Genomic DNA, 19,920 nt, shown 5'->3' with positions numbered 1-19,920 from the left:
TCCAGCCATGAAGACTCTGCTGACCGGAGCCACCGGGACCCTCGGCCGCGCCGTCCACGCCCTGCTGGCCGAGCGCGGGCACGAGGTCGTCACCGCGGCCCGCAAGAACGCCGACATCACAGTCGACATCACCGACCCCGAGTCGATCCGCGCGATGTACGAGAAGGCCGGCCGGTTCGACGCGCTCGCCAACGCGGCCGGGTGGGTGCCCTGGAAGCCGTTCGCCGAGCTGAGCCACGCGGACGTGCTGGCGGGGCTCGCGGGCAAGGCGGCCAGCCAGGTCGAGCTGGTCCGCCAGGGCAGCGCGTACGGCACCGACGAGGCGTCGTTCACCCTGATCACCGGCGTGACCACGCGCGACCCGATCCTGACCGGCTCGGTCGCCTCGCTCGCCAACGGCGCGGTGGAGGCGTTCGCGCGCGCCGCCGCGATCGAGCTGCCGCACCGCCAGCGTGTGAACGTGGTCAGCCCGACCGTCTTCACCGAGTCGATCGAGGCCTACGGCGATCTGTTCGCGGGCTTCGAGCCCGTGCCGGTGCGGCTGGCGGCGCTGGCGTACGTCCGTTCCATCGAGGGCCACCAGACCGGCCAGGTCTACCTCGTCTGACGGTCCGGCCGAGCGTTCAGTCGAGAGGCCCGAGGAGCCAGGCACCGGCCGAGCCGGGGCGCTCGTCGAAGTAGTACTCGCGGATGGCCTCGAGCATCTCGCGCGTGGTGATGTAGCCGTCCTTGTCCTGGTCGAGGCGGTGGAAGACCTCGCGCGCGTCGTCCTCGGGCAGGCGCATGAGCGAGCCGGTCCAGCGGATCTGCTCGCTCACCGTGAGCTTGCCGTCGTGGTCGGCGTCGGCGATCGCCATGATCGCCTCGAGGAACGGGACGTAGCTCGCGTCGAACGACTCGGGGGTCTCCAGCAGCCCGGCGGCGAAGGCGGCCTTGTACTCCTCCTCGGTGATCCGCCCGTCGCCGTTGCTGTCGGCGACGGAAACGAGGTGGTCCCACAGCGCGACCGACAGCTCCTCAAGCCGCCGCCTGGCCGCCGAGTCGCCGCCGTGCCCGAACTCCTCGCCCATGCGGGCGGCCGCCTCGACGAAGTCCGCCCGTTCCACGAATCCGTTGCCGTTGCTGTCGAAGGTCTTGAAACGCCGGGCCAGCTTGCGGTCGAGGAACGGGGTGATCTCCATGGCCTGCCTTCCGGGGGGACGAGGGCGGTGCCTGAATCATCCGCATTGTCACCCGGCTCGACCACGATGGGCGCGTGCGCGACCACTACTTGCCACCGTCTTCCGCGGCCGGTCACCACCGATTCACAGGGAAGACCTGATGCTCAGCGTGGGTCGCGTGGTCATGCGGGCAATCGTCGCAGGCCGCCGACGACCATGCTCGCCAGGTGCTCGACCGTCGCGACCCCGGTCTCCATGCTCGGATGGCCGACGCTGCACACCGCGACCAGGAAGTCGTGGCCGTGCCCGGTGACGCGGCCGATCGTGTTCACCGCCCAGCCGGTGCCCTGGTAGTGCAGCTGCACCCAGCCGTTCTTGACCGCGACCCGGTCGCCGGGGCGGGCGGCCGCGGGCACGCCCCAGTCCTGCCCGGCGCTGACCGAGCCCATCAGGCCGAGGATGTAGTGGCGGTTGGCCGCGTTCAGCGGCCCGTCGCCGGTGGCGATCTTGCGCAGCAGCCTGACCTGGTCGGCCGGGCTGGTGCTGGAGGCGCCCCAGCGGGTGGGGTACGGGACGGTCTGCCGGAGCCCGAGCAGCCGGTTGGTCCGGGAGATCCCCGCGCCGCGACCGGCCTTGGCGTAGAGCGCGTCGGCTGCGGAGTTGTCGCTGTAGCGGATCATGCGGGCGGCCAGGGCCCGTTCACCGGACGAGAGGCCGTCGTGCGCGCGCTGCCGTTGCAGCAGCAGGCCGGTCAGGATGTCCACCTTCATGATGCTCGCGGTGACGAACGTCGACCGTTCGCCCCAGCCGAACGAGGCGCCCGTCTTGGTGTCGAAGACCATCAGGCCCGCGCGCCCTGGACGGTGCGCCAGGTAGCCGCCCACCTTGCGGCGCAGGCTCGCGGCGTCGAACGCGACGGCCGAGTCGGCATCCCGGCTGGCCGGGGCGGCGCCCGACGCGACCTCGGCAGACGCGTCGGCCGGTGGGTCGGCCGGTGGGTCGGCCGGTGCGTTGGCGGCCGCCGGAGCCTGGTCCGCGGCGAAGGGCCGGGCCTTGCCGTCGTCGGGTCGCCGGTCAGAGTCGTTGAAGGCCACGATCCCCACGATGGCGGCTCCGGCCGCGGCGAGAAAGGCCACGCTGCGTCGCATTGATCCCCCGATTCATGCGACCGGCGGCCGTCCGGCCGCCATGATCATGATCGGGTGTACCCGCGCGCCGGGATCATGAACGCGTGCGGGCCCGTGCTCAGGGCTCGTCGGGGAGGCGGGCCGGGCAGCCGGGCTCGCAGCGCTCGGAGTGCCGCGCCACGCGCCGGGCGAACGAGGCGATCGCCCGGCCCAGGAAGAGCCGGATGAACGGGCCGGTGCCCGGGATCTTCGGCTCGAACTCGGCCCGCCAGCGGATCAGCGTGTTGTCGCCCTTGGGCTCCATGGTCACGTCCGCCCGGTAGTGCCGCACCGGAAGCCCGGCCACCGCGATGTAGGCGTAGTGCTTGGGCGGGTCGTACGCCACCACCTGCTCGCGCGCGGGCGGGATCTTGCGGATGGCGCCTACGCCGTTCGGCACCTCGTCGCCCGCGCGCTCGCGGGTCGCCTTGGTCGGGAACGCGCCCCACTGGCTCCAGGCCTCCGCCACCGCCAGATGCTTGAAGATCACTTCGGCCGGGGCGGTGGAGACGGCGGTCGCTTCGATCTCGTACGGCATGGCGGGGCCTCCCGTGAGGTGATCAGCGAACGGTAGTCAGGCCCGTACGCCGCCACAAGACGTGCGCGCGCGGGTGTGAGCGGCGTTACAGCCCCTGACGGCCGGGCTAGAGCCCCAGTACGGCGGCCAGGAGCGTCTCCTGGAAGGCCTTGATGTCGCTGCCGACGGCCACCTTGACCGGGCGGCGCTCGTCGTCGTCGGGATGGGCGCGGGCGTCCCAGACGGTCGTGCCGCGCGTGAACTCGCCGCGCAGCTCGACCCGTACGGGCCGCTCGACGTACCTCCCGATGGCCGGGTCCACCGCCAGCATCGCGGCGAGCGCGTCGTGGATGACGCAGCCGCGGCGCTTCAGCGTCGGGGCGTAGGCGGCGATGTAGAACTCCAGCATCCGGCTGGCGAACCGGGCGGTCTCGGAGTCGTGCGCGGCCAGCCGGTCCAGCCAGTCCCCGTCCACGGCGGTCGGGTGGGTGGCGTCCAGCGGCACCAGGACCACCGGCCAGTCCGAGCCGAAGACCAGCTCGGCGGCCTCGGGGTCGTGCCAGACGTTGGCCTCGGCGTGCGTGGTGACGTTGCCCGGGTGGTCGAACGCGCCGCCCATCACGACCACCTCGCGTACCAGCGTGGGCAGCTCGGGGTCGAGCAGCAGCGCTGTGCCCAGGTTGGTCAGCGGCCCGGTCGCCAGCAGTGTCAGCTCGCCGGGGTTCGCCCTGGCCAGCCGTACGATCTGGGCGGGCGCGAGCTCGTCGGAGAGATCACCCGTGGGCACGGGCAGGCCGGTCTCGCCGAGCCCGTCCGCGCCGTGGAACGAGTGCGCGTAGTGCACCGGCTGGGCCATCGGCTGCGCGGTCCCGACCGCCACCGGAACGCCGCTGATCCCCGCCATCTCCAGCACGCGCAGCGTGTTGAGCGCGCCGCTGCGCGGGTCGACGTTGCCGTGCACGGTGCCCACGCCGAGGAGCTCGGCCTCGCCCGCCTTGATCAGCGAGGCCAGGTAGAGCAGCGTCATCGCATCGTCGATGCCGGTGTCGCAGTCGAACAGGATCTTCGGCATGGCTCCTCTTCACCGAATCAGGACATGACCGGCAAAGAGTAGTTCGATCACAGGGGGGCCAGGACCTCAGGCCGTGTCGACGACCTGGAAGACCTCGGCGAGGCTGCCCTCGGGGAGGCCTCCGGAGGTGGCGCTGAAGCCCATCCAGCCGCGGAGCATCTCCTCCAGCCCGTCGCCCATGTGGGCGGTCTGGCTGGCGTGGGACTTGAGCGCGGCCAGCTTGCGGTCGAAGTTGGCCGTCACGTCCACATAGTGGTTGGGCGTGGGGCCGCCGACGATCCAGACCTCGCGGGCCGTCCAGGCCTCCAGGTCCTCGTCGGCGAGCAGTTCGGGGAAGGCGTAGGGGTTGCGCGCGTCCGGGTAGACCGCGTCCAGCGCCGCCGAGCCGACCGCGCGGTGGTCGGGGTGGCTGGGGTAGATCCGCTCGTAGTTGCGCTCGGGGCTCGGCATGACGACCCGGTCCGGCCGTACCTGCCTGATCACGCGGGCGATGTCGCGACGCAGGCCGAGCGTCGCCTCCACCCGGCCGTCGGAGTAGCCGAGGAACCGGACGTCCTCGACCCCGGCGCACTTGGCCGCCGCGCGCTGCTCCTCGCGGCGCAGCTCGGCCATCTCCTCGCGGGTGATGGCGTCGTCGAAGCCGCCCGCGTCACCGTCGGTGACCATCGCGTACACGACCTCGATGCCGCGCTCGGTCCACCCGATGACCGTCCCGGCGGCGCCGAAGTCGACGTCGTCGGGGTGCGCCATCACCACGAGGATCCGCTGTACGTCGCCGTCGTCCATCACCTTGGTAGTCACGATTTCAACTTTATGCGCTCCGGTATGCCGATTGGGGGTGCGGCGGGCGACGATCAGGGGGATTTGGTGGCCTTGAGGGCTTGGACGGGCACGCCGACGGGGGTAGAGCAGAGACATGCGCAAACTCATCAACGCCCCAGCTGACGTCGTCGCCGACGCGCTGCGCGGCCTGGCCGCGGCGCACCCGTCCCTGCGAGTCGATCCGGACGCCGGAATCGTGGTGCGCGCCGACGCGCCGCGCAGCGGGAAGGTGGGCCTGGTGTCGGGCGGCGGTTCCGGCCACGAACCCCTGCACGGCGGGTTCGTCGGCTACGGGATGCTCGACGCCGCCTGCCCCGGCGAGGTCTTCACCTCGCCGGTCCCCGATCAGATCCTCGCCGCCACCACCGCCGTGGACGGGGGCGCGGGCGTCCTGCACATCGTGAAGAACTACACCGGTGACGTCCTCAACTTCCGGATGGCCGCCGAACTGGCCGAGGACGAGGACATCGAGGTCGCCTCGGTCGTGGTGAACGACGACGTGGCGGTCGAGGACAGCACCTACACCGCGGGCCGGCGCGGCACCGGCGCGACGCTGTTCGTGGAGAAGATCGCCGGGGCGCTGGCCGAGGAGGGCGCAGAATTGGACGCTGTGGCCGCGGTCGCGCGCGAGGTGAACGAGCGGTCGCGCTCGTTCGGCGTGGCCCTGTCGCCCTGCACGGTGCCCGCCGCCGGGCAGCCGACCTTCGAGCTCGGCGAGGACGAGATCGAGCTCGGCATCGGCATCCACGGCGAGCCGGGGCGCGAGCGGGTCAAGACGATGCCCGCCAACGAGATCGTCGAGGCCTCGCTCACCGCCATCGACACCGACATGTCGCTGGCGGGCGGTGAGCTGCTCGTGCTGGTGAACGGGATGGGCGGCACGCCGCTGATCGAGCAGTACATCGCGTACGCGGCGGCGTCGGCCTGGCTGTCGGACCACGGCGCGACCGTCGTCCGCCCGGTCGTCGGGCCGTACGTGACGAGCCTGGAGATGGCCGGGGTCATGATCTCGGTCTGCCGCCTCACGCCCGAGCTGACCCGGCTGTGGGACGCGCCCGTCGAGACCCCGGCGCTGCGGTGGGGCCGGTGAGCGGGCCGATGAACGGTGAGGACGCCGCGGCATGGATCCGCCGCGCCGCCGAGCTGGTCGCCGCGGACGCGGAACGGCTGACCCGGCTGGACGCGGCGATCGGCGACGGCGACCACGGGCTGAACCTCGACCGCGGCTTCACGGCCGCGGTCGCGGCGCTGCCCGAGGGGGCGGTCCCGGGCAAGGTGCTGATCGCGGCCGGCCGGGCGATCGTGTCCAAGACCGGCGGCGCGTCCGGGCCGCTGTACGGCACGGCGTTGCGGCGTGCGGGCAAGGCGCTCGGGGACGCCGAGGACGTGGACGCCGCCGCGCTCGGCGCCGCACTGCGGGCCGCGCTGGAGGGCGTACAGGAGCTCGGGCAGGCGGTCGAGGGGGACAAGACGATGGTGGACGCGCTCGTGCCCGCCGTCGCCGCGTACGAGGCGGCGTGCGAGGGGGCACTGCCCGGCGGCGACCTCGCGGCCTGCGCGCGTGCGGCGGTCGAGGCGGCCGGGAAGGGGGCGGAGGCGACCGTGCCGATGCAGGCGCGCAAGGGCCGGGCCAGTTACCTGGGTGCGCGCAGCGTCGACCATCTCGATCCGGGAGCGGCCTCCACCGTGCTGATCCTGCGCGCGCTCGCCGACGTCGTCGAGGGGGACTGACCGTGGTCGGGATCGTGGTGGTCTCGCACAGCCGCACGCTGGCGGCGGGCGTGGCCGAGCTCGCCCGCACGCTCGGCGTCGGCAAGGCACGCGTGGAGCCCGCCGGCGGCGCCGCCGACGGCGGGCTCGGCACCAGCATCGAGCTCGTCGAGGAGGCCGTCGCGGCGGTGGACGAGGGCGACGGCGTCGTACTGCTCGCCGACCTGGGCAGCTCGGTGCTGACCGCGCGGCTGTTCATCGAGGACGACGAGAGCGGCAAGGTCGTGCTCGCCGACGCGCCGCTGGTCGAGGGCGCGGTCGCGGCCGCGTCGATGGCCGCGGCCGACATGGACCTGGCCACGGTCGTCAGCGCGGCCGAGGACGCCTACAACCACCGCAAGAGTTAGGGGCCCTGGAGGAGGGCGTTGAGAGGTGCGTTCAGAGCCTCGCCCGGGTCGCCCTTCACCTCGAAGACCCGCGCGTCCGGATCGTCCGGTCCGCCGACCGTGATCCGGTAGGCGGGCAGGTCGGCGCCGATCTCGTCGGGCTCGCCGCGCTCCTTGGAGCCGGCGAGCTCGTCCACGGCCCGGTGAATGCGGTCGGCCTGAGCGGCGGTCAGCTCGTCGGTGTCGTACTGCGCGACCATGACGTCGCGGCCGGCGAACCCGCCGGTGCTCTCGATCTTCACGCGCATGCGGAACCTCCTTCCGGTCGTCGTGCCCGCCATTGGACACGACGACCGGTCACCGAGGGAGGTCTTTCCTTCTCGTTGTCCGACTTCTTTGGCCTGCTTGCTTCTTCGGCCTACTTGTTGAAGGCCCGGCGGAGCTCGTCCAGCTCGTTCCGCAGGATGTCGTCGTTGTCGAGCGGGCCGCGCTTGCTCAGCTTCTCGCTGTCGATCACCGCGTACTCGGGCATCTGCATGGTGCCGCAGCAGCGCGACCGGTCCTGCTCGGCGCGCAGGCTCGCCGAGTGCTCGTCGTGCACGGCCACCTCGGTCACGTCGCCGCCCTCGCCGGTGTAGTCGGCGTCGGTCATGTTCAGCCGGCCGCTCATCAGGTCGGTCAGCGGCGTCGGCGAGGTCACGATCTCCCGCACCGCGAACCGGTTGCGGATGAACGTCCGGTAGTTGGCCGGGTCGCTCTGGCCGGCGGAGATCTGCAGCATCTTGTTGGCGATGTCGACATAGGTCGCCGCCGACGCCGGTGCCGCCACGATCGCGTCGAACAGCAGCTTGTGCAGCTTGTCGGCCACCTCGATGAGGACGATCGTCGGGTCCTTGGTGCGCCGCTGGCGGTTCCGCTCGAAGACGTAGATGTCGGCGAGCACGTCGTAGATCGCGCCGGTGAACACCTGCGAGATCGCGTGCACCTCGTTGCTGACCTCGCTCAGCTTGAGGTCGTTGTCGGCGTTCCGCAGGCCGAACTGCTGGCCGATCGCCTTGCCGAACTCCTCGGCGAGCGCGGGCAGGAACGACCTGTCGTGCAGGTTGGCCCGGGTCAGCGAGACCAGCGCCTCGGCCTGGTCGGGCTGCGCGAGCGCGAGGAAGACGGCGGTGAGGTCGCCGAACGCCTCGTGCAGGCCGCCGGTCTGCGGCGGCCCGGCCGCCGACAGCCAGCCGGGCTTCAGGCCGTCCAGGACCGAGTGCCCGCACTCGTGCGACACGATGTCGAGCGAGCGGCACGTGAAGACCTCGGCCGTCGGCGGCTGGCCCTGCGGCACGAAGCTCAGGAACTTCAGCGCCTTGGCGGTACGGCTGTAGAACGCGTTGGCGCCCGGCCCGGCGTGCGGGAACACCGTGATGCGGTCGGTGTTGCCGCCCACGTTCCAGGCGAACGGGATCGGGTTGCCGCCGTTCAGGCGCTCGTACATCGCCATGGTCTCGCGCACGACCGCGAAGGTGTGCGCGCAGTCGAACTGCGGCGTGTTCGGCGTGAAGATGAAGTCGCCGTTGGCGTTGCGCGCCACCGGCGTGGTCCCGGGCAGCTCGACCTGGACGCGCGCGTCCATCGGGCCGTTCAGGATGACCGTCGGGATGAAGGTCAGCCGGGCGCCGAGCTCGGTGACCGTCGGGTCCTGCTTGTAGATGAGCACGCGATGGCCGGTCACCACGGGGACGGGGATCGGGATCGGCCGGGGGATCGGCTGGGGCAGGGGAGGTGCTGCGCCCTCAACGCGCAGCTGGGGCGGAAGCTGTTCCACGCGCGCGAGAGGCACTCGCACGCCCGATTCCTGCTGTTGGAGTTCCTGCTGCTGTTGGAGGTCCTGCTGGTGGATCATCCTCGTTCCACCTTCCCGTCACCTGGCGTGGGCCCCTGCTGGCCCTGCGCGGCTGCGGGCGGGCATGACGGGACGCGGAAGCGCATAAGAGAGACATGGATGCGCGCGCCAGATCAATGACAGCGCGCGCCGGTCTTGCCCCCTCGGCCGGATCCGATGTCGGTCTGCGCCGCCCTGCCCGAACTACGCTCCGCTAGTCAGAAAGGTCAGTCAAGCGGGCCCGAGCACCCAAAACACCCCGTGGCCGGTTTCGGACTGTGGACCATGGATCCACCCAAAGTGATCGCCGGTCCGGTGCCGGACCGGCGCCGTTCGGTCCGGGCGCCGCCCCGGTGTCGGTCGCTCGCACCATGTTTGTCGGTCGCTGGCTTTAGACTCGCTCGTGATGTCGAAGACCGAAGCTCACCCCCTGCTCGAGGGCCTGAACCCGCAGCAGCGCGCCGCCGTCGTGCATTCCGGCGGCCCCCTGCTGATCGTCGCCGGCGCCGGCTCGGGCAAGACCCGGGTGCTCACGCACCGCATCGCCCACCTGCTGGGCGAACGCGACGTGCACCCCGGCCAGATCCTGGCGATCACCTTCACCAACAAGGCCGCCGCCGAGATGAAGGAACGCGTCGACGCGCTCGTCGGCCCGCGGTCCCGGGCGATGTGGGTGATGACCTTCCACTCGGCGTGCGTGCGCATCCTGCGCCGCGAGGCCAAGCGGCTGGGCTTCCCGACGAGCTTCTCGATCTACGACCAGGCCGACGCGCAGCGGCTGATGGCGCTGGTCTGCCGCGAGCTCGACCTGGACCCCAAGCGCTATCCGCCTAAGGCGTTCAGCAACCAGGTCAGCAACCTCAAGAACGAGCTCATCGACTACGAGACGTTCAAGGCGCGCGCGACCACGCACATGGAGCAGACGCTCGCCGAGGCCTACGAGATGTACCAGGCGCGGCTCCAGCAGGCCGGCGCGATGGACTTCGACGACCTCATCATGATGACGGTCAACCTGCTGCAGATCTTCCCGGAGGCCGCCGAGCACTACCGGCGCCGCTTCCGGCACGTGATGGTCGACGAGTACCAGGACACCAACCACGCGCAGTACGAGCTGGTCCGCGAGCTGACCGCTCCCATCGCGGTTCCCGGGGGGTCTGGGGGGTCGTCCTCCCAGGAGGGGCAGGTCGAGGGCATCGGCGCGGCCGAGCTGTGCGTCGTCGGTGACGCCGACCAGTCGATCTACGCGTTCCGTGGCGCGACGATCCGCAACATCCTGGAGTTCGAGCGCGACTACCCCGACGCCACCACGATCCTGCTGGAGCAGAACTACCGCTCCACCCAGACGATCCTGTCGGCGGCGAACGCGGTCATCGAGCGCAACGCCGACCGCAAGCCCAAGAAGCTCTGGTCCGACCAGGGCGAGGGCCACAAGATCACCGGTTATGTGGCCGACAACGAGCACGACGAGGCCGCGTTCGTCGCGCAGGAGGTCGACAAGCTCACCGACGCCGGCGACTTCCGGCCCGGCGACGTCGCGGTCTTCTACCGCACCAACGCTCAGTCCCGTGTCTTCGAAGAAGTGTTCATCCGTGTCGGCCTGCCCTACAAGGTCGTCGGCGGCGTGCGGTTCTACGAGCGCAAGGAGGTGCGCGACCTGCTCGCGTACCTGCGCGTGCTGGCCAACCCCGAGGACACCGTCTCGCTGCGCCGGATCCTGAACGTGCCGAAGCGTGGCATCGGCGACCGCGCCGAGGCCTGCGTGGAGGCCTACGCCTCGCGCGAGCGGATGACGTTCTGGCAGGCGCTGCGCGTGCCCGAGGACGTGCCGGGCATGGCGACGCGTTCGATCAACGCGGTCCGCGAGTTCGTCGCGCTGCTGGACGAGCTGGGCGCCGCCGCCGAGTCGGCGACGCCGGGCGAGCTGGTCGAGCAGGTGCTCATCAAGTCCGGCTACCTGGCCGAGCTGCAGGCCTCCAAGGACCCGCAGGACGAGACCCGCATCGAGAACCTCCAGGAGTTCGAGGCCGTCGCTCGCGAGTTCGAGGAACGGCTGGAGGGCGAGACCGCCGAGGGGCGGCTCGTCGACTTCCTGGAGCAGGTCTCGCTGGTCGCCGACGCCGACTCGATCCCGGGCGGCGCCAAGGGCAACCCCGTTCCGCCGGGGGAGCAGCCGGAGGAGACCGAGCAGGGCGTCGTCACCCTGATGACCCTGCACACGGCCAAGGGCCTGGAGTTCCCGGTGGTGTTCCTCACCGGCATGGAGGACGGGGTCTTCCCGCACCTGCGCGCCATGAGCAACCCCAAGGAGCTCGAAGAGGAGCGCCGCCTCGCCTACGTCGGCATCACGCGTGCCCGCCAGCGCCTCTACCTGAGCCGCGCGACCATGCGCAGCTCGTGGGGCGCGCCGCAGGTCAACCCGCCGTCGCGCTTCCTGGGCGAGGTGCCGTCGCACCTGGTCGACTGGGAACGCGAGGGCCCGCTGTCGTCCTCCCCGGCGATGTCGCGGATGGCGGCGCGGCCGGGCGTGCGTTCACCGGGCAACCGTGCCGTGCCGGCCCTGTCGCCGGGCGACAAGGTCACCCACGACTCGTTCGGGCTCGGCACGGTCGTCACGGTCGACGGCGCGGGCGACAAGGCCGCCGCCAGCGTCGACTTCGGCGGGGAGTACGGCGTCAAGCGCCTCGTCCTGCGCTACGCCCCGGTCGAGAAGCTCTAGCGGCTCGTTCTCACGGCTTGGTGACGGTGGCCATCGCGCGGTCGGGCTCCCAGTGGGCCCGCAGCGAGGTGATCAGCCCGTCGTCGTCGACGCTGTAGATGAGCACGCAGTCGACCGTCATCGTGGTGCCCGCGTCGTCCAGCGTCGTGGTGATCGTGGCGACGTTGGCGCAGCTCGGCCCGTTGGCGAACGAGTCGCGCACCTCGAAGCGGTAGGCCTTCACCGTGCCGACGAAGGTGTCCCAGAAGGTGCGGATGCCCTCGTGGCCACGGTGGCCCTTGCCCTCGGGGTCGAGCATCGACGGGCCGACCGGGTCCTCGACCAGTGCGTCCGGCCGGAACAGCTTGATCCAGTCGTCCTTGCGTCCCTCCGACACCGCGGCCATCGAGGCCTGCGCGGCGCGGCGGGCGGGGTGCTCGCCGTCCGGAGCGTCCCAGCTGACTGAAACGTGTTCTTGTTTCACGATCCGGCCTTCGCGATGACGTCCTCGGCGAAGCGCTCCAGGTTGTCGATCTTGGTCTGGAGCGGCTCGGTGTCGCTGCCCTTGATGTAGGGCCAGCGGAAGCCGACGATCGCGTCCGTGACGCCCTTGTCCTCAAGGCGCTTCACGCCGTCGGGGGTGTAGGCGTCCAGCGAGATCACGTGCACCTCGAACGGCTCGCCCGCCTTGCCCTCCTGCTCGCGGATGGCGGTCAGCTTGGCGAGCATCGCGTCGAGCTCCTCCGGGTCGCCGCCCGCGTGCATCCAGCCGTCCCCGCGTACGACCGAACGGCGCAGCGCCGCGTCGCTGTGCCCGCCGACCAGCAGCGGGATCGGCTCAGGCGGCGCCGGGCACATCTTGATCGCGGGCATGTCGTAGAACTCGCCGTGGTACTCGAAGTACTCGCCGGTGAACAGGCCGCGCAGGATGTCCATGGCCTCGTCCATCCGCTTGCCGCGCCGCGCCCACGGGACGCCCATCGTGGCGAAGTCCTCCGGCCACGGGCTGAGGCCGACGCCGAGACCCAGGCGGCCGCCGTTCAGCGCGGCGATCGACATCGCCTGCTTGGCGACCAGCGCCGGCGGCCGTACCGGGAGCTTCAGCACGAACGGCGTGAACCTGATCCGCTCGGTCACCGCGCCCAGCGCCGCGATCAGCGTGAAGATCTCGATGAACTCCTTGTCCTCGAGAAACTCGCGGTTGCCGTCGTCGGTGTAGGGATAGGTGGTGTCGGACTCCTTGGGATAGATCAGGGAGTCCGCGACCGAGAAGCTCGTGTACCCGGCCGCCTCGGCCGCCTTCGCGAGGGGCGCGTAGTACGACGGGTCGGTCATGGCCTCGGCGTAGGTGAACCTCATGGAACCGCTCCAGACGTCGGCGACGGACGGGGCAAATACTAGAACGTGTTCCAGTTGAAACGCCAGGGGTGAGAGCCGGGCGACCTGCGAGGGCCGGGCGACCTGCGATCCGGGCGACCTGCGAGCGCCGGACGGTCCTTACCCCCGCCGTGTTCGTCAGCAGCCCATGGTCCAGGTGTGGGAGTCGCCGTCGTCGTTCGCCGCCGCGTTGGCGTTGACCTCCTGGCCCGGGCCGAGGCAGATCGTCACGTGCCCGCCGAGCTCACCGCTGCTGAAGACCTGGACGTGGTCCTTGATGCCCGGGCCGGAGATCCCGTGGTTGGCCCACGACGAGTCCTTGTCGGAGATCCAGCTCTCCCACCAGTGGTCGTCGCCCGACCAGTTGGCGCGCTGGCCCCTGAAGCCGGCGTCCGTCCACACGCAGAACTCGCCGGACGGGCAGTCCGCCGCGCGGGCGGGCGTGGCGAGCGGGCTCCCGGCGGCCGCGATGAGGCCGACGAGAACGGCGGCGATGATTCCGTTCTTGTTCATGGGCAGTGTCCGTTCTGCCGACGCGCCGTCGGCCTAGGGGGAACGAGATCGTCAGCGTGGGGGCGCGTGGGCGAGAACCTCCGCCGAGCGCTCTGCCGCTCGGATGCGCAGCTCGCGGTAAAGGGCCAGGTCGCCGCGGTGCAGCGCGCGAACCTGCCGGAGCTGGCCCGCCTCCAGGAGGGCCCGAAGCACGACCAGGCCGCTCTGCTGATGGCAGCGTTCGGCGTCCGGGAGCCGGCCGGTGCCGCAGCGATCCCAGCGGTCCACGGCGGCGCGGTACGCCGGGTCCCGGCTCATCCGCGACTCGGCCTCGGCCCGCAGGTTGTTCGTGATCGTCTGCGCCCGGAACCAGGAGCGCAGGTCGCCGTACAGCTGCTGCTGCGCGGAGGCCAGGCAACCATCGGAGTTGGCCGTCACCGTGTAGCCCGTCGGCAGCGTCACCGACAGCTCCCGCGCCCCCGTCCCGAACAGCGCGTCGTCGGCCCGTGGATTCCGCGCGTCGGCAGCGCTCGGCATGGCGAGGCCGCGCTTGGACATGCACTTGGTCACCAAGACACGCTGGGCGGCCCTGATGAGATCGTCGGACGGAGGCTTCACCGCCGGCCGGGCACAACCGCAGGCCAGCAGCAGAACGGCGACCGCGAAACAGGCAGCACGCAGGGGGGACGGCACGTTCACCCAGATGCCCGCCGAACACGCTCAGTAGTCGCTCACGCAGACGGATGTCACTCCGCAGCCACTCTGCACGCTCCGCTAATCACTCAAAGTGACGTCAGTCCGCCGATCCTCCCGCCAGCGACCGCAGTAGATCGTCCAGTACGGCGACCTGCCGTTCGGCCGGGAAGCGATCCGGGTCGAACAGCGCCTGCACGACCAGCCCGTGCGTGAAAGCGGCGACGGTCACCGTCAGGCTCTCCACGTCGCCCCCGGCTGGCAGCTCACCTCGATCCAGTGCGTCCTGAACGTGCGGACGCAAGCGCGACCGCCACCGCTCATAGCGTTCCGTCTCCCGAACGCCCAGATCCTGATCGCCCAGGGACCCGTCCCACGAACTGACCCAGACCCGGTTCATGACCGCCGCCTCAGGCGTCAGCGGCAGGACGTCCATCAGTGCCGTCCGCAGCGCGGCCATGCCCGGCGCGGGCGCGACGGCACGGTCCCATGACGCAGTCCGTTCGTCCGCCACGTCCAAGGCATAAGCCACGAGTGCCTTCTTGCTCGGGAAGTAGTGCGTCAGGAGCCCGGTCGACGCGTTCATCTCCGCGGCCACCGCGCGCAGCGTCAGGCCGCCGAAGCCGCGCGCGGCCAGAACGCGCCAGACGGCCTCGGAGACATCGCGTCGGCGGGCCTCGTGGTCACCTCGTGCCGGCATGCGGCTAGGGTACGTAACAAACGTTGGGTACGCACCTGGAGGGTCGTCATGTTCGCTGTTTCACTGGGTGAGGGCGCCGAGCTCCGGCCGCTGGAGCCGTGGCAGGCCGAGGAGTTCGCCGCCCACGCCGACCGCGTGCGCGACGAGATCCTGCCGTGGATCCCCTGGGCGACCAAGGTCAAGGACACCGCCACGGCCAGGGACTTCGTCCAGGCCTACGCCGACAAGCAGGCCGCCGACTCGGGCCGCCTCTACGGCATCTGGCTGGACGGCGAGCTGATCGGCGGCACCCTCTTCCGGGTCTTCAACCCCACCATCGGCGTCTGCGAAGTGGGCGTCTGGCTCGCCTCCCAGGCCCGAGGCCGCGGCCTGATCACCCAGGCCGTGAACCACATGATCGACTGGGCCGTCCGCGACCGTGGCATGGCCCGCGTCGAGTGGCTGTGCGACCCCGAGAACGCCAACAGCCGCAAGGCCGCCACCCGGATCGGCTTCACCCACGAGGCCACCCACCGCTCCGCCTTCGTCCTGGAAGGCGACCGCCGCGACGTGGAGGTCTGGGCGATCCTCGCCGACGAGTGGCTAGACCGCTAGCCGCGCCTTAAGAGCATCCAGGTCGTCCACGAACCACGTCTGCGTCCCCCGGTTGCACTCCCGCACGAAGTCGCGAAGCGCCTTGCTCCCCTCGGCGTACCGCGAGATGTCGCCGACGATCGCCAGCCCCATGCGGTACGTCACGAACTTCTGCACGATCTCCCCGGCGACCCGGCTGCTCAACTGGAAGAACGCCTGGTCCAGCCGTTCGACCGGCACCGCCACCCACCGAGCCGGCTCCGGATAGGAGGCGTCCGCGATCAACTGCGTGGCGTCCCGTTCGCCAACGGTCTCCCCATCGGCCGAGCACACCAGCACCAACACCCCACCGAGCTCCTCGAACACATCCGCCACCCAGAGATCATCGCAGCTCCCCACCCCGTCCACGCGGGGGCCTGCGAATTTTTGTTGGTCAAGCCAATAAAACTCCCATACAGTTGGTCTTGCCAACGTTGGCGCCACTAACGAAAGGGATGCCATGACCGATGCTCTGATCGCCGACCGGATCGAGATCGCGGACCTGTTCACGCGCTTCGCCTTGCTGCTCGACGAGGGCCGGTGGGACGACGCGGACACCGTCTTCGCCGACGACGTCGCGGTGCACTCACCGCGGGGTGGCGAACTGCGCGGCATCGACAAGGTCGCCGCCTTCATGCGCCAAGGCGAGGTCGAGGGGCAGCGCACCCAGCACACGACCACCGACCTGCTGGTGGAGCTCGACGGCGACAAGGCCGCAGCCTCGTCGAACTCGCTCGTCTACTACTACCGCGACGGCCAGGCGCCCCACTTCACGGGCGGCCTGCGGCAGGCCTGCAGCGTGGTGCGGACGCCGGCGGGCTGGCGGCTCAGCGAGGTGCGGATCACCCCCGCCTGGACCCGCGAGAGCTGACAACTCTCAGGAGGCGGCTCGGGCAGGAACTAGGAGGGTGTGGAGGTGGTCGGCCATGGCTCGGCCGAAGACGGGGTCGTTGAAGTGGGTGTCCATCTCGACGATCTCTACGGAGGAGCCGGCCAGGCCGTTGCGGACGGAGTTGAAGAGGACGGCGTCCAGGGAGGGGTCGTGGTAGGGGCCGCCGGGGGCGCCGAGGGTGGAGAGGCCGCGGAGGGGGATGTAGAGGGCCGTCGGGCCGGTGGCCTTGCGGAGCTTGGTGGCCACTCGGCGGCCCAGCTCCGCGCATTCGCCGGCGTTGGTGCGGATGACCGTCACCGAGGGGTTGTGGACGTGGACGTGGCGGTGACGGAAGCGGTGCGGGATCTCGGGGCCGAACTTGGCCATGTCCAGGGCGCCCAGGCTCACTACTTGGGGGAGGCCCAGGCGGCCTGCTGTTTCCAGGCGGTCGGGGCCTGCTGTGCCTACTCCGCCGACGAGTTCGTTCGAGAGCTCCAGGAGGGTGGGGTCGAGGATGCCGGAGAGGAGGCCACTGGCGGCCATGGCCTCTACGGAACGGCCTCCTGAGCCTGTCGTGTGGAAGACGAGCACCTCGTAGCCGAGAACGTCGAGCAGCTGGCGGGCGGCGTCCACACCCGGGGTGGTGACGCCTGCCATGGTGGCGCCGATGAGGGGGCGGTCGGCGGGCAGGAGGGTGCCTGCGGCGTAGCCGGCGGCCATGCCCGCGATCGCGTCGGCGGCGTTCGCCAGGACGCGGATCGAGATGCGGTTCATGCCGGCGATGTCGACGACGCTGTACATCATGGTGAGGTCGGTGCCGCCGATGTAGGGCGAGACGTCGCCCGAGGTCATGCTGGACACCATCAGCTTGGGGACGCCGACCGGCAGCGCGCGCATGGCGGTGGTGGAGATCGCCGAGTTGCCGCTGCCGCCGACCGAGAGGATGCCGTGCAGCACGCCCTCGCGGTGCATGGCGCCCACGATCTCGGCGGCGCCGCGGGCCATCGCGGCCACCGCCACGCCCCGGTCGCCCTGGGAAACGAGCCAGGCCAGGTCGATCCCGGCCGCGCGGGCGACCTCCTCGCGTGGAACGTCAGGCGTCATCGGGGGCGGAGCAAGGATTCCGGTGTCCACGAGCACGACATCGATCCCGAGCGTCTGCAGACGCGCTCTCAACCATGAATATTCAACGCCTTTAGTGTCGAGAGTGCCAATAAGTACCACAACAGGCATATCCACACTTTTTGGTGTGGTTCTGGGCCCGACAAGCTTCGAGATCGCCCCATTTTTCTGACTCCCGGGGCTTTTCGGGCTGACTCCGGCGGACCAATGGACCGAGCGAGGATCCGCCCAAAGTAGGGTCATTCGCCTGAGCTCAGTGACTCCTTACCCCCTGGAGCCCCCTTTGCAGATCGAGCATGTCTGCTTGCTGCTGGTCGCCGCCCTCGGCGCCGGCTGGGTCGACGCGGTCGTGGGCGGCGGCGGGCTGATCCAGCTTCCGGCGCTCATGGTGCTGAATCCCGGCCAGCCCGTCGCCGCCGCCCTGGCCACCAACAAGCTCGCCTCGATCGCGGGCACCTCGTCGGCGGCCGTCGCGTACCTGCGGAAGGCCAAGCCCGATCTTCAGGTCGCCGTTCCGGCGGCCGGCCTGGCGATCTGCGCGGCGGCGGGCGGGGCGGTGTGCGCGGCGGCCATCTCGTCGAGCGTGCTCAAGCCCTTGATCATGGTCGTGCTGCTGTCGGTGGCCGCGATCGTCGTGCTGAAGCCCGACCTGGGACGGGTGCCGAGGCTCGTGCTGCGGACGCGCCGCAGGCTGGCCGCGGCGATCCTGATCCCGGGGCTGGCGATCGCGTTCTACGACGGCCTGGTCGGGCCCGGCACCGGAACGTTCCTGGTCGTGGCGTTCACCACGCTGCTCGGCACCGACTTCGTGAACGCCTCGGCCAACGCCAAGATCATCAACACCGGCACCAACCTCGGCGCACTGATCGTGTTCGCCGCCGAGGGCAAGGTGCTCTGGGCGATCGGGCTCGCCATGGCCGTCTGCAACATCGTCGGCGCCCAGCTCGGCGCCCGCATGGCCATCAACCGCGGCGCCGGGTTCGTCCGCGGCGTCCTGCTGTGCGTGGTCACCGCGCTGGTGATCAAGCTCGGCTACGAGCAGTTCTTCGCCTGAGCCCGAACGCGTCGTCAGCCGGGGGTGGGGACGGGGAGGGGGTGCTCCAGGGCGGCGAGGCTGAGGATGACGGCGGAGGCCGTCCAGCCGAGCGGAGCGACGCCGGCGGGGCGGCCGTGGTCGTCGATCTTCTCGGGCAGCGCGCCCAGCGAGGTGCGGTGCTCGGTCAGCCAGTCGAGGCGTTCGCGCGCCTGGACGCCCTGGCCGGACGCGGCCGCGGCCAGCGTGAACATCGCCATCTCGGGGGTCCACGCGGTGTGCTTGTCGCCCGCCCACTTCTCGCCCGGCAGCACGCCGCCGTTGGACAGGCGCTGGCGGGCGAACGCCTGGTCCACGGCCGCGTTCACGCCCGGGTCGGACGGCGCGAACGGCGGGGCCAGGAACGTCACCGAGGTGTCCATCCGGCCGCCCTGGATCGGCGAGCGCGGGTAGCCGTACGGCGTGAACTGGCGCGCCACCGCGTCCGACAGGCGGTGCGAGGCGACCTGCCAGCGGCCGGCCTGCCGGGTCTTGCCGAGATCGCGGGCCAGCTCGGCGGCCGAACGCAGCCCCGCGAGGACCGGCGCGACGACGCCCAGGGTGGGGCGGCGCGGGTCCTGCTCGCCGGCGTGACTGCGCTCCCAGTAGTCGGAGGAGGGCGGCGGGAGGCCCTCGGCGTCCAGCGAACGGGCCAGCCGGTCGGCGGCGCGCTGGACCATCGGCCACAGCTCGGGCAGCTCCTGCGCGGCGTCCGGGTTCTGCGTGCGGTAGAACCAGGCGGCCCACAGCACCCAGCCGAGCGAGTCCAGCTGCGGCGGCCGGCCGTCGGCGACCGCGCTGCCGTCGGGGTTGTAGCGCGCGGCCCACAGGCCGTTGTCGTTCTGCACGCGGGCCAGGAAGCGCAGCACGCGGCGGGCCTCGGCCGGATGGTCGGTGATGGTGAACGCGGCGATGGTGAACGCCGAGTCGCGTGGCCAGGTGTAGCGCCAGTCGCCGTACCAGGAGGCCAGCGAGGCGCCGTTCGGCCGGGTGAGCAGCCGCAGGTCGAGCAGGGCGCGGGCGGCCATGTCGCGGTAGGCCTTGCGCCGGTCCGACAGCGGGTTGGGCGAGTTCGACAGGTCCTGGCTGAGCGTGCCGGGGGAGGTGTCGCGGGGCGGGAGCGTGATCTTCTCGCCGGGGACCGTGCCGCGGGCCAGCCAGGCGCTGTCGGAACGGATCGCGGCCTTGGCGCGCGGGTCGTTCGCCGCCACCGTCATCGGGGTGTCGGAGCCGAACGGGATGAACCTGATCCGGCCGTCGCCGAGCCGTACGACCGAGCTGTCGGGCACGTAGGCGGCGCCGCGCGCGTCCGCCGGGCTGAGCGGCGAGCCGTTGAACGGCCAGCCGCCCCCGCCGACCAGCCCGGGGCTCGCCCAGCCAGGGCCGGCGGAGTTGGGGTCGAGGTTGGCTCCGCAGGTGGCCACGAGCGCGGCGACGAGGAGCAGGGCGACGGTACGTCGCACCTTGCTCCAAGCCCCTGCCCGCGGGATCCGTGCCGAACGCACCGACCCCGCCGGGCCGGCGGCCTCGATCGGCCGCGCCCGGTCAATGGTCACCGGTCTATCTCCCCCAGGTCACCG

The 19,920-nt window shown here is 71.0% G+C and carries 23 protein-coding genes; 8 read left to right on the top strand and 15 right to left on the bottom strand.

Annotation, left to right across the window (positions count from 1 at the left end; genetic code table 11):
- Positions 1-7: 7 nt before the first annotated feature.
- Positions 8-607, top strand: a complete 600-nt coding sequence (locus tag J4573_RS33955) for a short chain dehydrogenase (RefSeq protein WP_208260026.1) — start codon at positions 8-10, stop codon at positions 605-607.
- A 16-nt stretch (positions 608-623) separates the two neighbouring features.
- On the opposite strand, the gene J4573_RS33950 is transcribed toward J4573_RS33955, so the two are convergent.
- The 5 genes from J4573_RS33950 to J4573_RS33930 all read right to left on the bottom strand — a co-directional run bounded on the left by J4573_RS33950 (position 624) and on the right by J4573_RS33930 (position 4,701).
- Positions 624-1,181, bottom strand: coding sequence for an EF-hand domain-containing protein (locus J4573_RS33950; RefSeq protein ID WP_208260025.1), 558 nt, complete (start codon positions 1,179-1,181; stop codon positions 624-626).
- Between the two features lie 161 nt (positions 1,182-1,342).
- Positions 1,343-2,308, bottom strand: a complete 966-nt coding sequence (locus J4573_RS33945; RefSeq protein ID WP_208260024.1) for a serine hydrolase — start codon at positions 2,306-2,308, stop codon at positions 1,343-1,345.
- Positions 2,309-2,405: 97 nt separating this feature from the next.
- Positions 2,406-2,864 carry an SRPBCC family protein gene (locus tag J4573_RS33940; RefSeq protein WP_208260023.1) on the bottom strand — a complete coding sequence of 153 codons (459 nt, stop codon included), beginning with the start codon at positions 2,862-2,864 and terminating at the stop codon, positions 2,406-2,408.
- Positions 2,865-2,970: 106 nt separating this feature from the next.
- On the bottom strand, positions 2,971-3,915 hold the full coding sequence (locus tag J4573_RS33935) for a nucleoside hydrolase (protein ID WP_208260022.1): 945 nt from the start codon (positions 3,913-3,915) through the stop codon (positions 2,971-2,973).
- Positions 3,916-3,981: 66 nt separating this feature from the next.
- Positions 3,982-4,701, bottom strand: coding sequence for a PIG-L deacetylase family protein (locus J4573_RS33930; protein ID WP_208260204.1), 720 nt, complete (start codon positions 4,699-4,701; stop codon positions 3,982-3,984).
- 130 nt (positions 4,702-4,831) lie between these two features.
- Between J4573_RS33930 and dhaK the strand changes: the two genes are divergently transcribed.
- From dhaK to dhaM, 3 genes are read left to right on the top strand one after another with little or no spacing between them, the layout of a single operon-like run.
- Entirely contained in the window at positions 4,832-5,827 is a 996-nt protein-coding gene (gene dhaK / locus J4573_RS33925) for a dihydroxyacetone kinase subunit DhaK (protein ID WP_208260021.1), read from the top strand.
- Positions 5,828-5,835: 8 nt separating this feature from the next.
- Positions 5,836-6,468 carry a dihydroxyacetone kinase subunit DhaL gene (gene dhaL, locus J4573_RS33920; protein ID WP_208260020.1) on the top strand — a complete coding sequence of 211 codons (633 nt, stop codon included), beginning with the start codon at positions 5,836-5,838 and terminating at the stop codon, positions 6,466-6,468.
- A 2-nt stretch (positions 6,469-6,470) separates the two neighbouring features.
- Positions 6,471-6,854 carry a dihydroxyacetone kinase phosphoryl donor subunit DhaM gene (dhaM, locus tag J4573_RS33915; protein WP_208260019.1) on the top strand — a complete coding sequence of 128 codons (384 nt, stop codon included), beginning with the start codon at positions 6,471-6,473 and terminating at the stop codon, positions 6,852-6,854.
- On the opposite strand, the gene J4573_RS33910 is transcribed toward dhaM, so the two are convergent.
- Complete coding sequence (locus J4573_RS33910) at positions 6,851-7,141, bottom strand: protealysin inhibitor emfourin (protein WP_208260018.1); 291 nt, start codon at positions 7,139-7,141, stop codon at positions 6,851-6,853. The genes dhaM and J4573_RS33910 overlap by 4 nt on opposite strands.
- A gap of 110 nt (positions 7,142-7,251) precedes the next feature.
- Entirely contained in the window at positions 7,252-8,727 is a 1,476-nt protein-coding gene (locus tag J4573_RS33905) for a gluzincin family metallopeptidase (protein ID WP_208260017.1), read from the bottom strand.
- Between the two features lie 385 nt (positions 8,728-9,112).
- Between J4573_RS33905 and pcrA the strand changes: the two genes are divergently transcribed.
- Positions 9,113-11,422, top strand: coding sequence for a DNA helicase PcrA (gene pcrA / locus J4573_RS33900; protein WP_208260016.1), 2,310 nt, complete (start codon positions 9,113-9,115; stop codon positions 11,420-11,422).
- Between the two features lie 10 nt (positions 11,423-11,432).
- Here pcrA and J4573_RS33895 read toward each other — a convergent pair whose 3' ends face one another.
- The 5 genes from J4573_RS33895 to J4573_RS33875 form a co-directional block, all read right to left on the bottom strand.
- A complete protein-coding gene (locus tag J4573_RS33895) occupies positions 11,433-11,885 on the bottom strand; it encodes a nuclear transport factor 2 family protein (protein WP_307797107.1) in 453 nt (150 codons plus the stop codon).
- Positions 11,882-12,814 (bottom strand): TIGR03619 family F420-dependent LLM class oxidoreductase, encoded by a 933-nt coding sequence (locus J4573_RS33890; RefSeq protein ID WP_279575682.1) that lies wholly within the window; start codon positions 12,812-12,814, stop codon positions 11,882-11,884. The genes J4573_RS33895 and J4573_RS33890 overlap by 4 nt, the downstream gene beginning before the upstream one ends.
- 102 nt (positions 12,815-12,916) lie before the next feature.
- Positions 12,917-13,291 carry a peptidase inhibitor family I36 protein gene (locus J4573_RS33885; RefSeq protein WP_208260014.1) on the bottom strand — a complete coding sequence of 125 codons (375 nt, stop codon included), beginning with the start codon at positions 13,289-13,291 and terminating at the stop codon, positions 12,917-12,919.
- A gap of 51 nt (positions 13,292-13,342) precedes the next feature.
- Positions 13,343-13,840, bottom strand: a complete 498-nt coding sequence (locus J4573_RS33880) for a hypothetical protein (RefSeq protein ID WP_208260013.1) — start codon at positions 13,838-13,840, stop codon at positions 13,343-13,345.
- 223 nt (positions 13,841-14,063) lie between these two features.
- Positions 14,064-14,663 (bottom strand): TetR/AcrR family transcriptional regulator, encoded by a 600-nt coding sequence (locus J4573_RS33875; RefSeq protein WP_208260012.1) that lies wholly within the window; start codon positions 14,661-14,663, stop codon positions 14,064-14,066.
- Between the two features lie 48 nt (positions 14,664-14,711).
- On the opposite strand from J4573_RS33875, the gene J4573_RS33870 reads away from it, so the two are divergent.
- Entirely contained in the window at positions 14,712-15,257 is a 546-nt protein-coding gene (locus J4573_RS33870) for a GNAT family N-acetyltransferase (RefSeq protein ID WP_208260011.1), read from the top strand.
- On the opposite strand, the gene J4573_RS54515 is transcribed toward J4573_RS33870, so the two are convergent.
- A complete protein-coding gene (locus J4573_RS54515; RefSeq protein WP_307797106.1) occupies positions 15,246-15,611 on the bottom strand; it encodes a DUF4180 domain-containing protein in 366 nt (121 codons plus the stop codon). The two genes, J4573_RS33870 and J4573_RS54515, sit on opposite strands and share 12 nt — an antisense overlap.
- Before the next feature lie 124 nt (positions 15,612-15,735).
- Here J4573_RS54515 and J4573_RS33860 point away from each other — a divergent pair, with 124 nt between their 5' ends.
- The gene (locus J4573_RS33860) at positions 15,736-16,146 is read left to right on the top strand and encodes a nuclear transport factor 2 family protein (protein WP_208260009.1); all 411 of its coding nucleotides are present in this window, start codon (positions 15,736-15,738) and stop codon (positions 16,144-16,146) included.
- Positions 16,147-16,152: 6 nt separating this feature from the next.
- On the opposite strand, the gene J4573_RS33855 is transcribed toward J4573_RS33860, so the two are convergent.
- Complete coding sequence (locus J4573_RS33855; protein ID WP_208260008.1) at positions 16,153-17,379, bottom strand: Tm-1-like ATP-binding domain-containing protein; 1,227 nt, start codon at positions 17,377-17,379, stop codon at positions 16,153-16,155.
- A gap of 172 nt (positions 17,380-17,551) precedes the next feature.
- Between J4573_RS33855 and J4573_RS33850 the strand changes: the two genes are divergently transcribed.
- Positions 17,552-18,322 (top strand): TSUP family transporter, encoded by a 771-nt coding sequence (locus J4573_RS33850; RefSeq protein ID WP_208260007.1) that lies wholly within the window; start codon positions 17,552-17,554, stop codon positions 18,320-18,322.
- A 14-nt stretch (positions 18,323-18,336) separates the two neighbouring features.
- Here J4573_RS33850 and J4573_RS33845 read toward each other — a convergent pair whose 3' ends face one another.
- Positions 18,337-19,896, bottom strand: coding sequence for a glycoside hydrolase family 15 protein (locus J4573_RS33845; protein WP_307797105.1), 1,560 nt, complete (start codon positions 19,894-19,896; stop codon positions 18,337-18,339).
- Between the last annotated feature and the right edge of the window lie 24 nt (positions 19,897-19,920).

The sequence above is a fragment of the Actinomadura barringtoniae genome (genome assembly GCF_017573505.1).
Taxonomy (GTDB): Bacteria; Actinomycetota; Actinomycetes; order Streptosporangiales; family Streptosporangiaceae; genus Spirillospora; species Spirillospora barringtoniae.
Note: the sequence above shows the minus strand (reverse complement) of the source record. Positions and strands in the feature narration are given on the sequence as shown.

Bases quoted from the DNA above. Each gene is read 5' to 3' on its own strand.
- J4573_RS33955 (WP_208260026.1), top strand. From the start codon at position 8: ATGAAGACTCTGCTGACCGGAGCCACCGGGACCCTCGGCCGCGCCGTC.
- J4573_RS33950 (WP_208260025.1), bottom strand. From the start codon at position 1,181: ATGGAGATCACCCCGTTCCTCGACCGCAAGCTGGCCCGGCGTTTCAAG.
- J4573_RS33945 (WP_208260024.1), bottom strand. From the start codon at position 2,308: ATGCGACGCAGCGTGGCCTTTCTCGCCGCGGCCGGAGCCGCCATCGTG.
- J4573_RS33940 (WP_208260023.1), bottom strand. From the start codon at position 2,864: ATGCCGTACGAGATCGAAGCGACCGCCGTCTCCACCGCCCCGGCCGAA.
- J4573_RS33935 (WP_208260022.1), bottom strand. From the start codon at position 3,915: ATGCCGAAGATCCTGTTCGACTGCGACACCGGCATCGACGATGCGATG.
- J4573_RS33930 (WP_208260204.1), bottom strand. From the start codon at position 4,701: ATGGACGACGGCGACGTACAGCGGATCCTCGTGGTGATGGCGCACCCC.
- dhaK (WP_208260021.1), top strand. From the start codon at position 4,832: ATGCGCAAACTCATCAACGCCCCAGCTGACGTCGTCGCCGACGCGCTG.
- dhaL (WP_208260020.1), top strand. From the start codon at position 5,836: ATGAACGGTGAGGACGCCGCGGCATGGATCCGCCGCGCCGCCGAGCTG.
- J4573_RS33910 (WP_208260018.1), bottom strand. From the start codon at position 7,141: ATGCGCGTGAAGATCGAGAGCACCGGCGGGTTCGCCGGCCGCGACGTC.
- J4573_RS33905 (WP_208260017.1), bottom strand. From the start codon at position 8,727: ATGATCCACCAGCAGGACCTCCAACAGCAGCAGGAACTCCAACAGCAG.
- pcrA (WP_208260016.1), top strand. From the start codon at position 9,113: ATGTCGAAGACCGAAGCTCACCCCCTGCTCGAGGGCCTGAACCCGCAG.
- J4573_RS33885 (WP_208260014.1), bottom strand. From the start codon at position 13,291: ATGAACAAGAACGGAATCATCGCCGCCGTTCTCGTCGGCCTCATCGCG.
- J4573_RS33875 (WP_208260012.1), bottom strand. From the start codon at position 14,663: ATGCCGGCACGAGGTGACCACGAGGCCCGCCGACGCGATGTCTCCGAG.
- J4573_RS33870 (WP_208260011.1), top strand. From the start codon at position 14,712: ATGTTCGCTGTTTCACTGGGTGAGGGCGCCGAGCTCCGGCCGCTGGAG.
- J4573_RS33860 (WP_208260009.1), top strand. From the start codon at position 15,736: ATGACCGATGCTCTGATCGCCGACCGGATCGAGATCGCGGACCTGTTC.
- J4573_RS33855 (WP_208260008.1), bottom strand. From the start codon at position 17,379: ATGCCTGTTGTGGTACTTATTGGCACTCTCGACACTAAAGGCGTTGAA.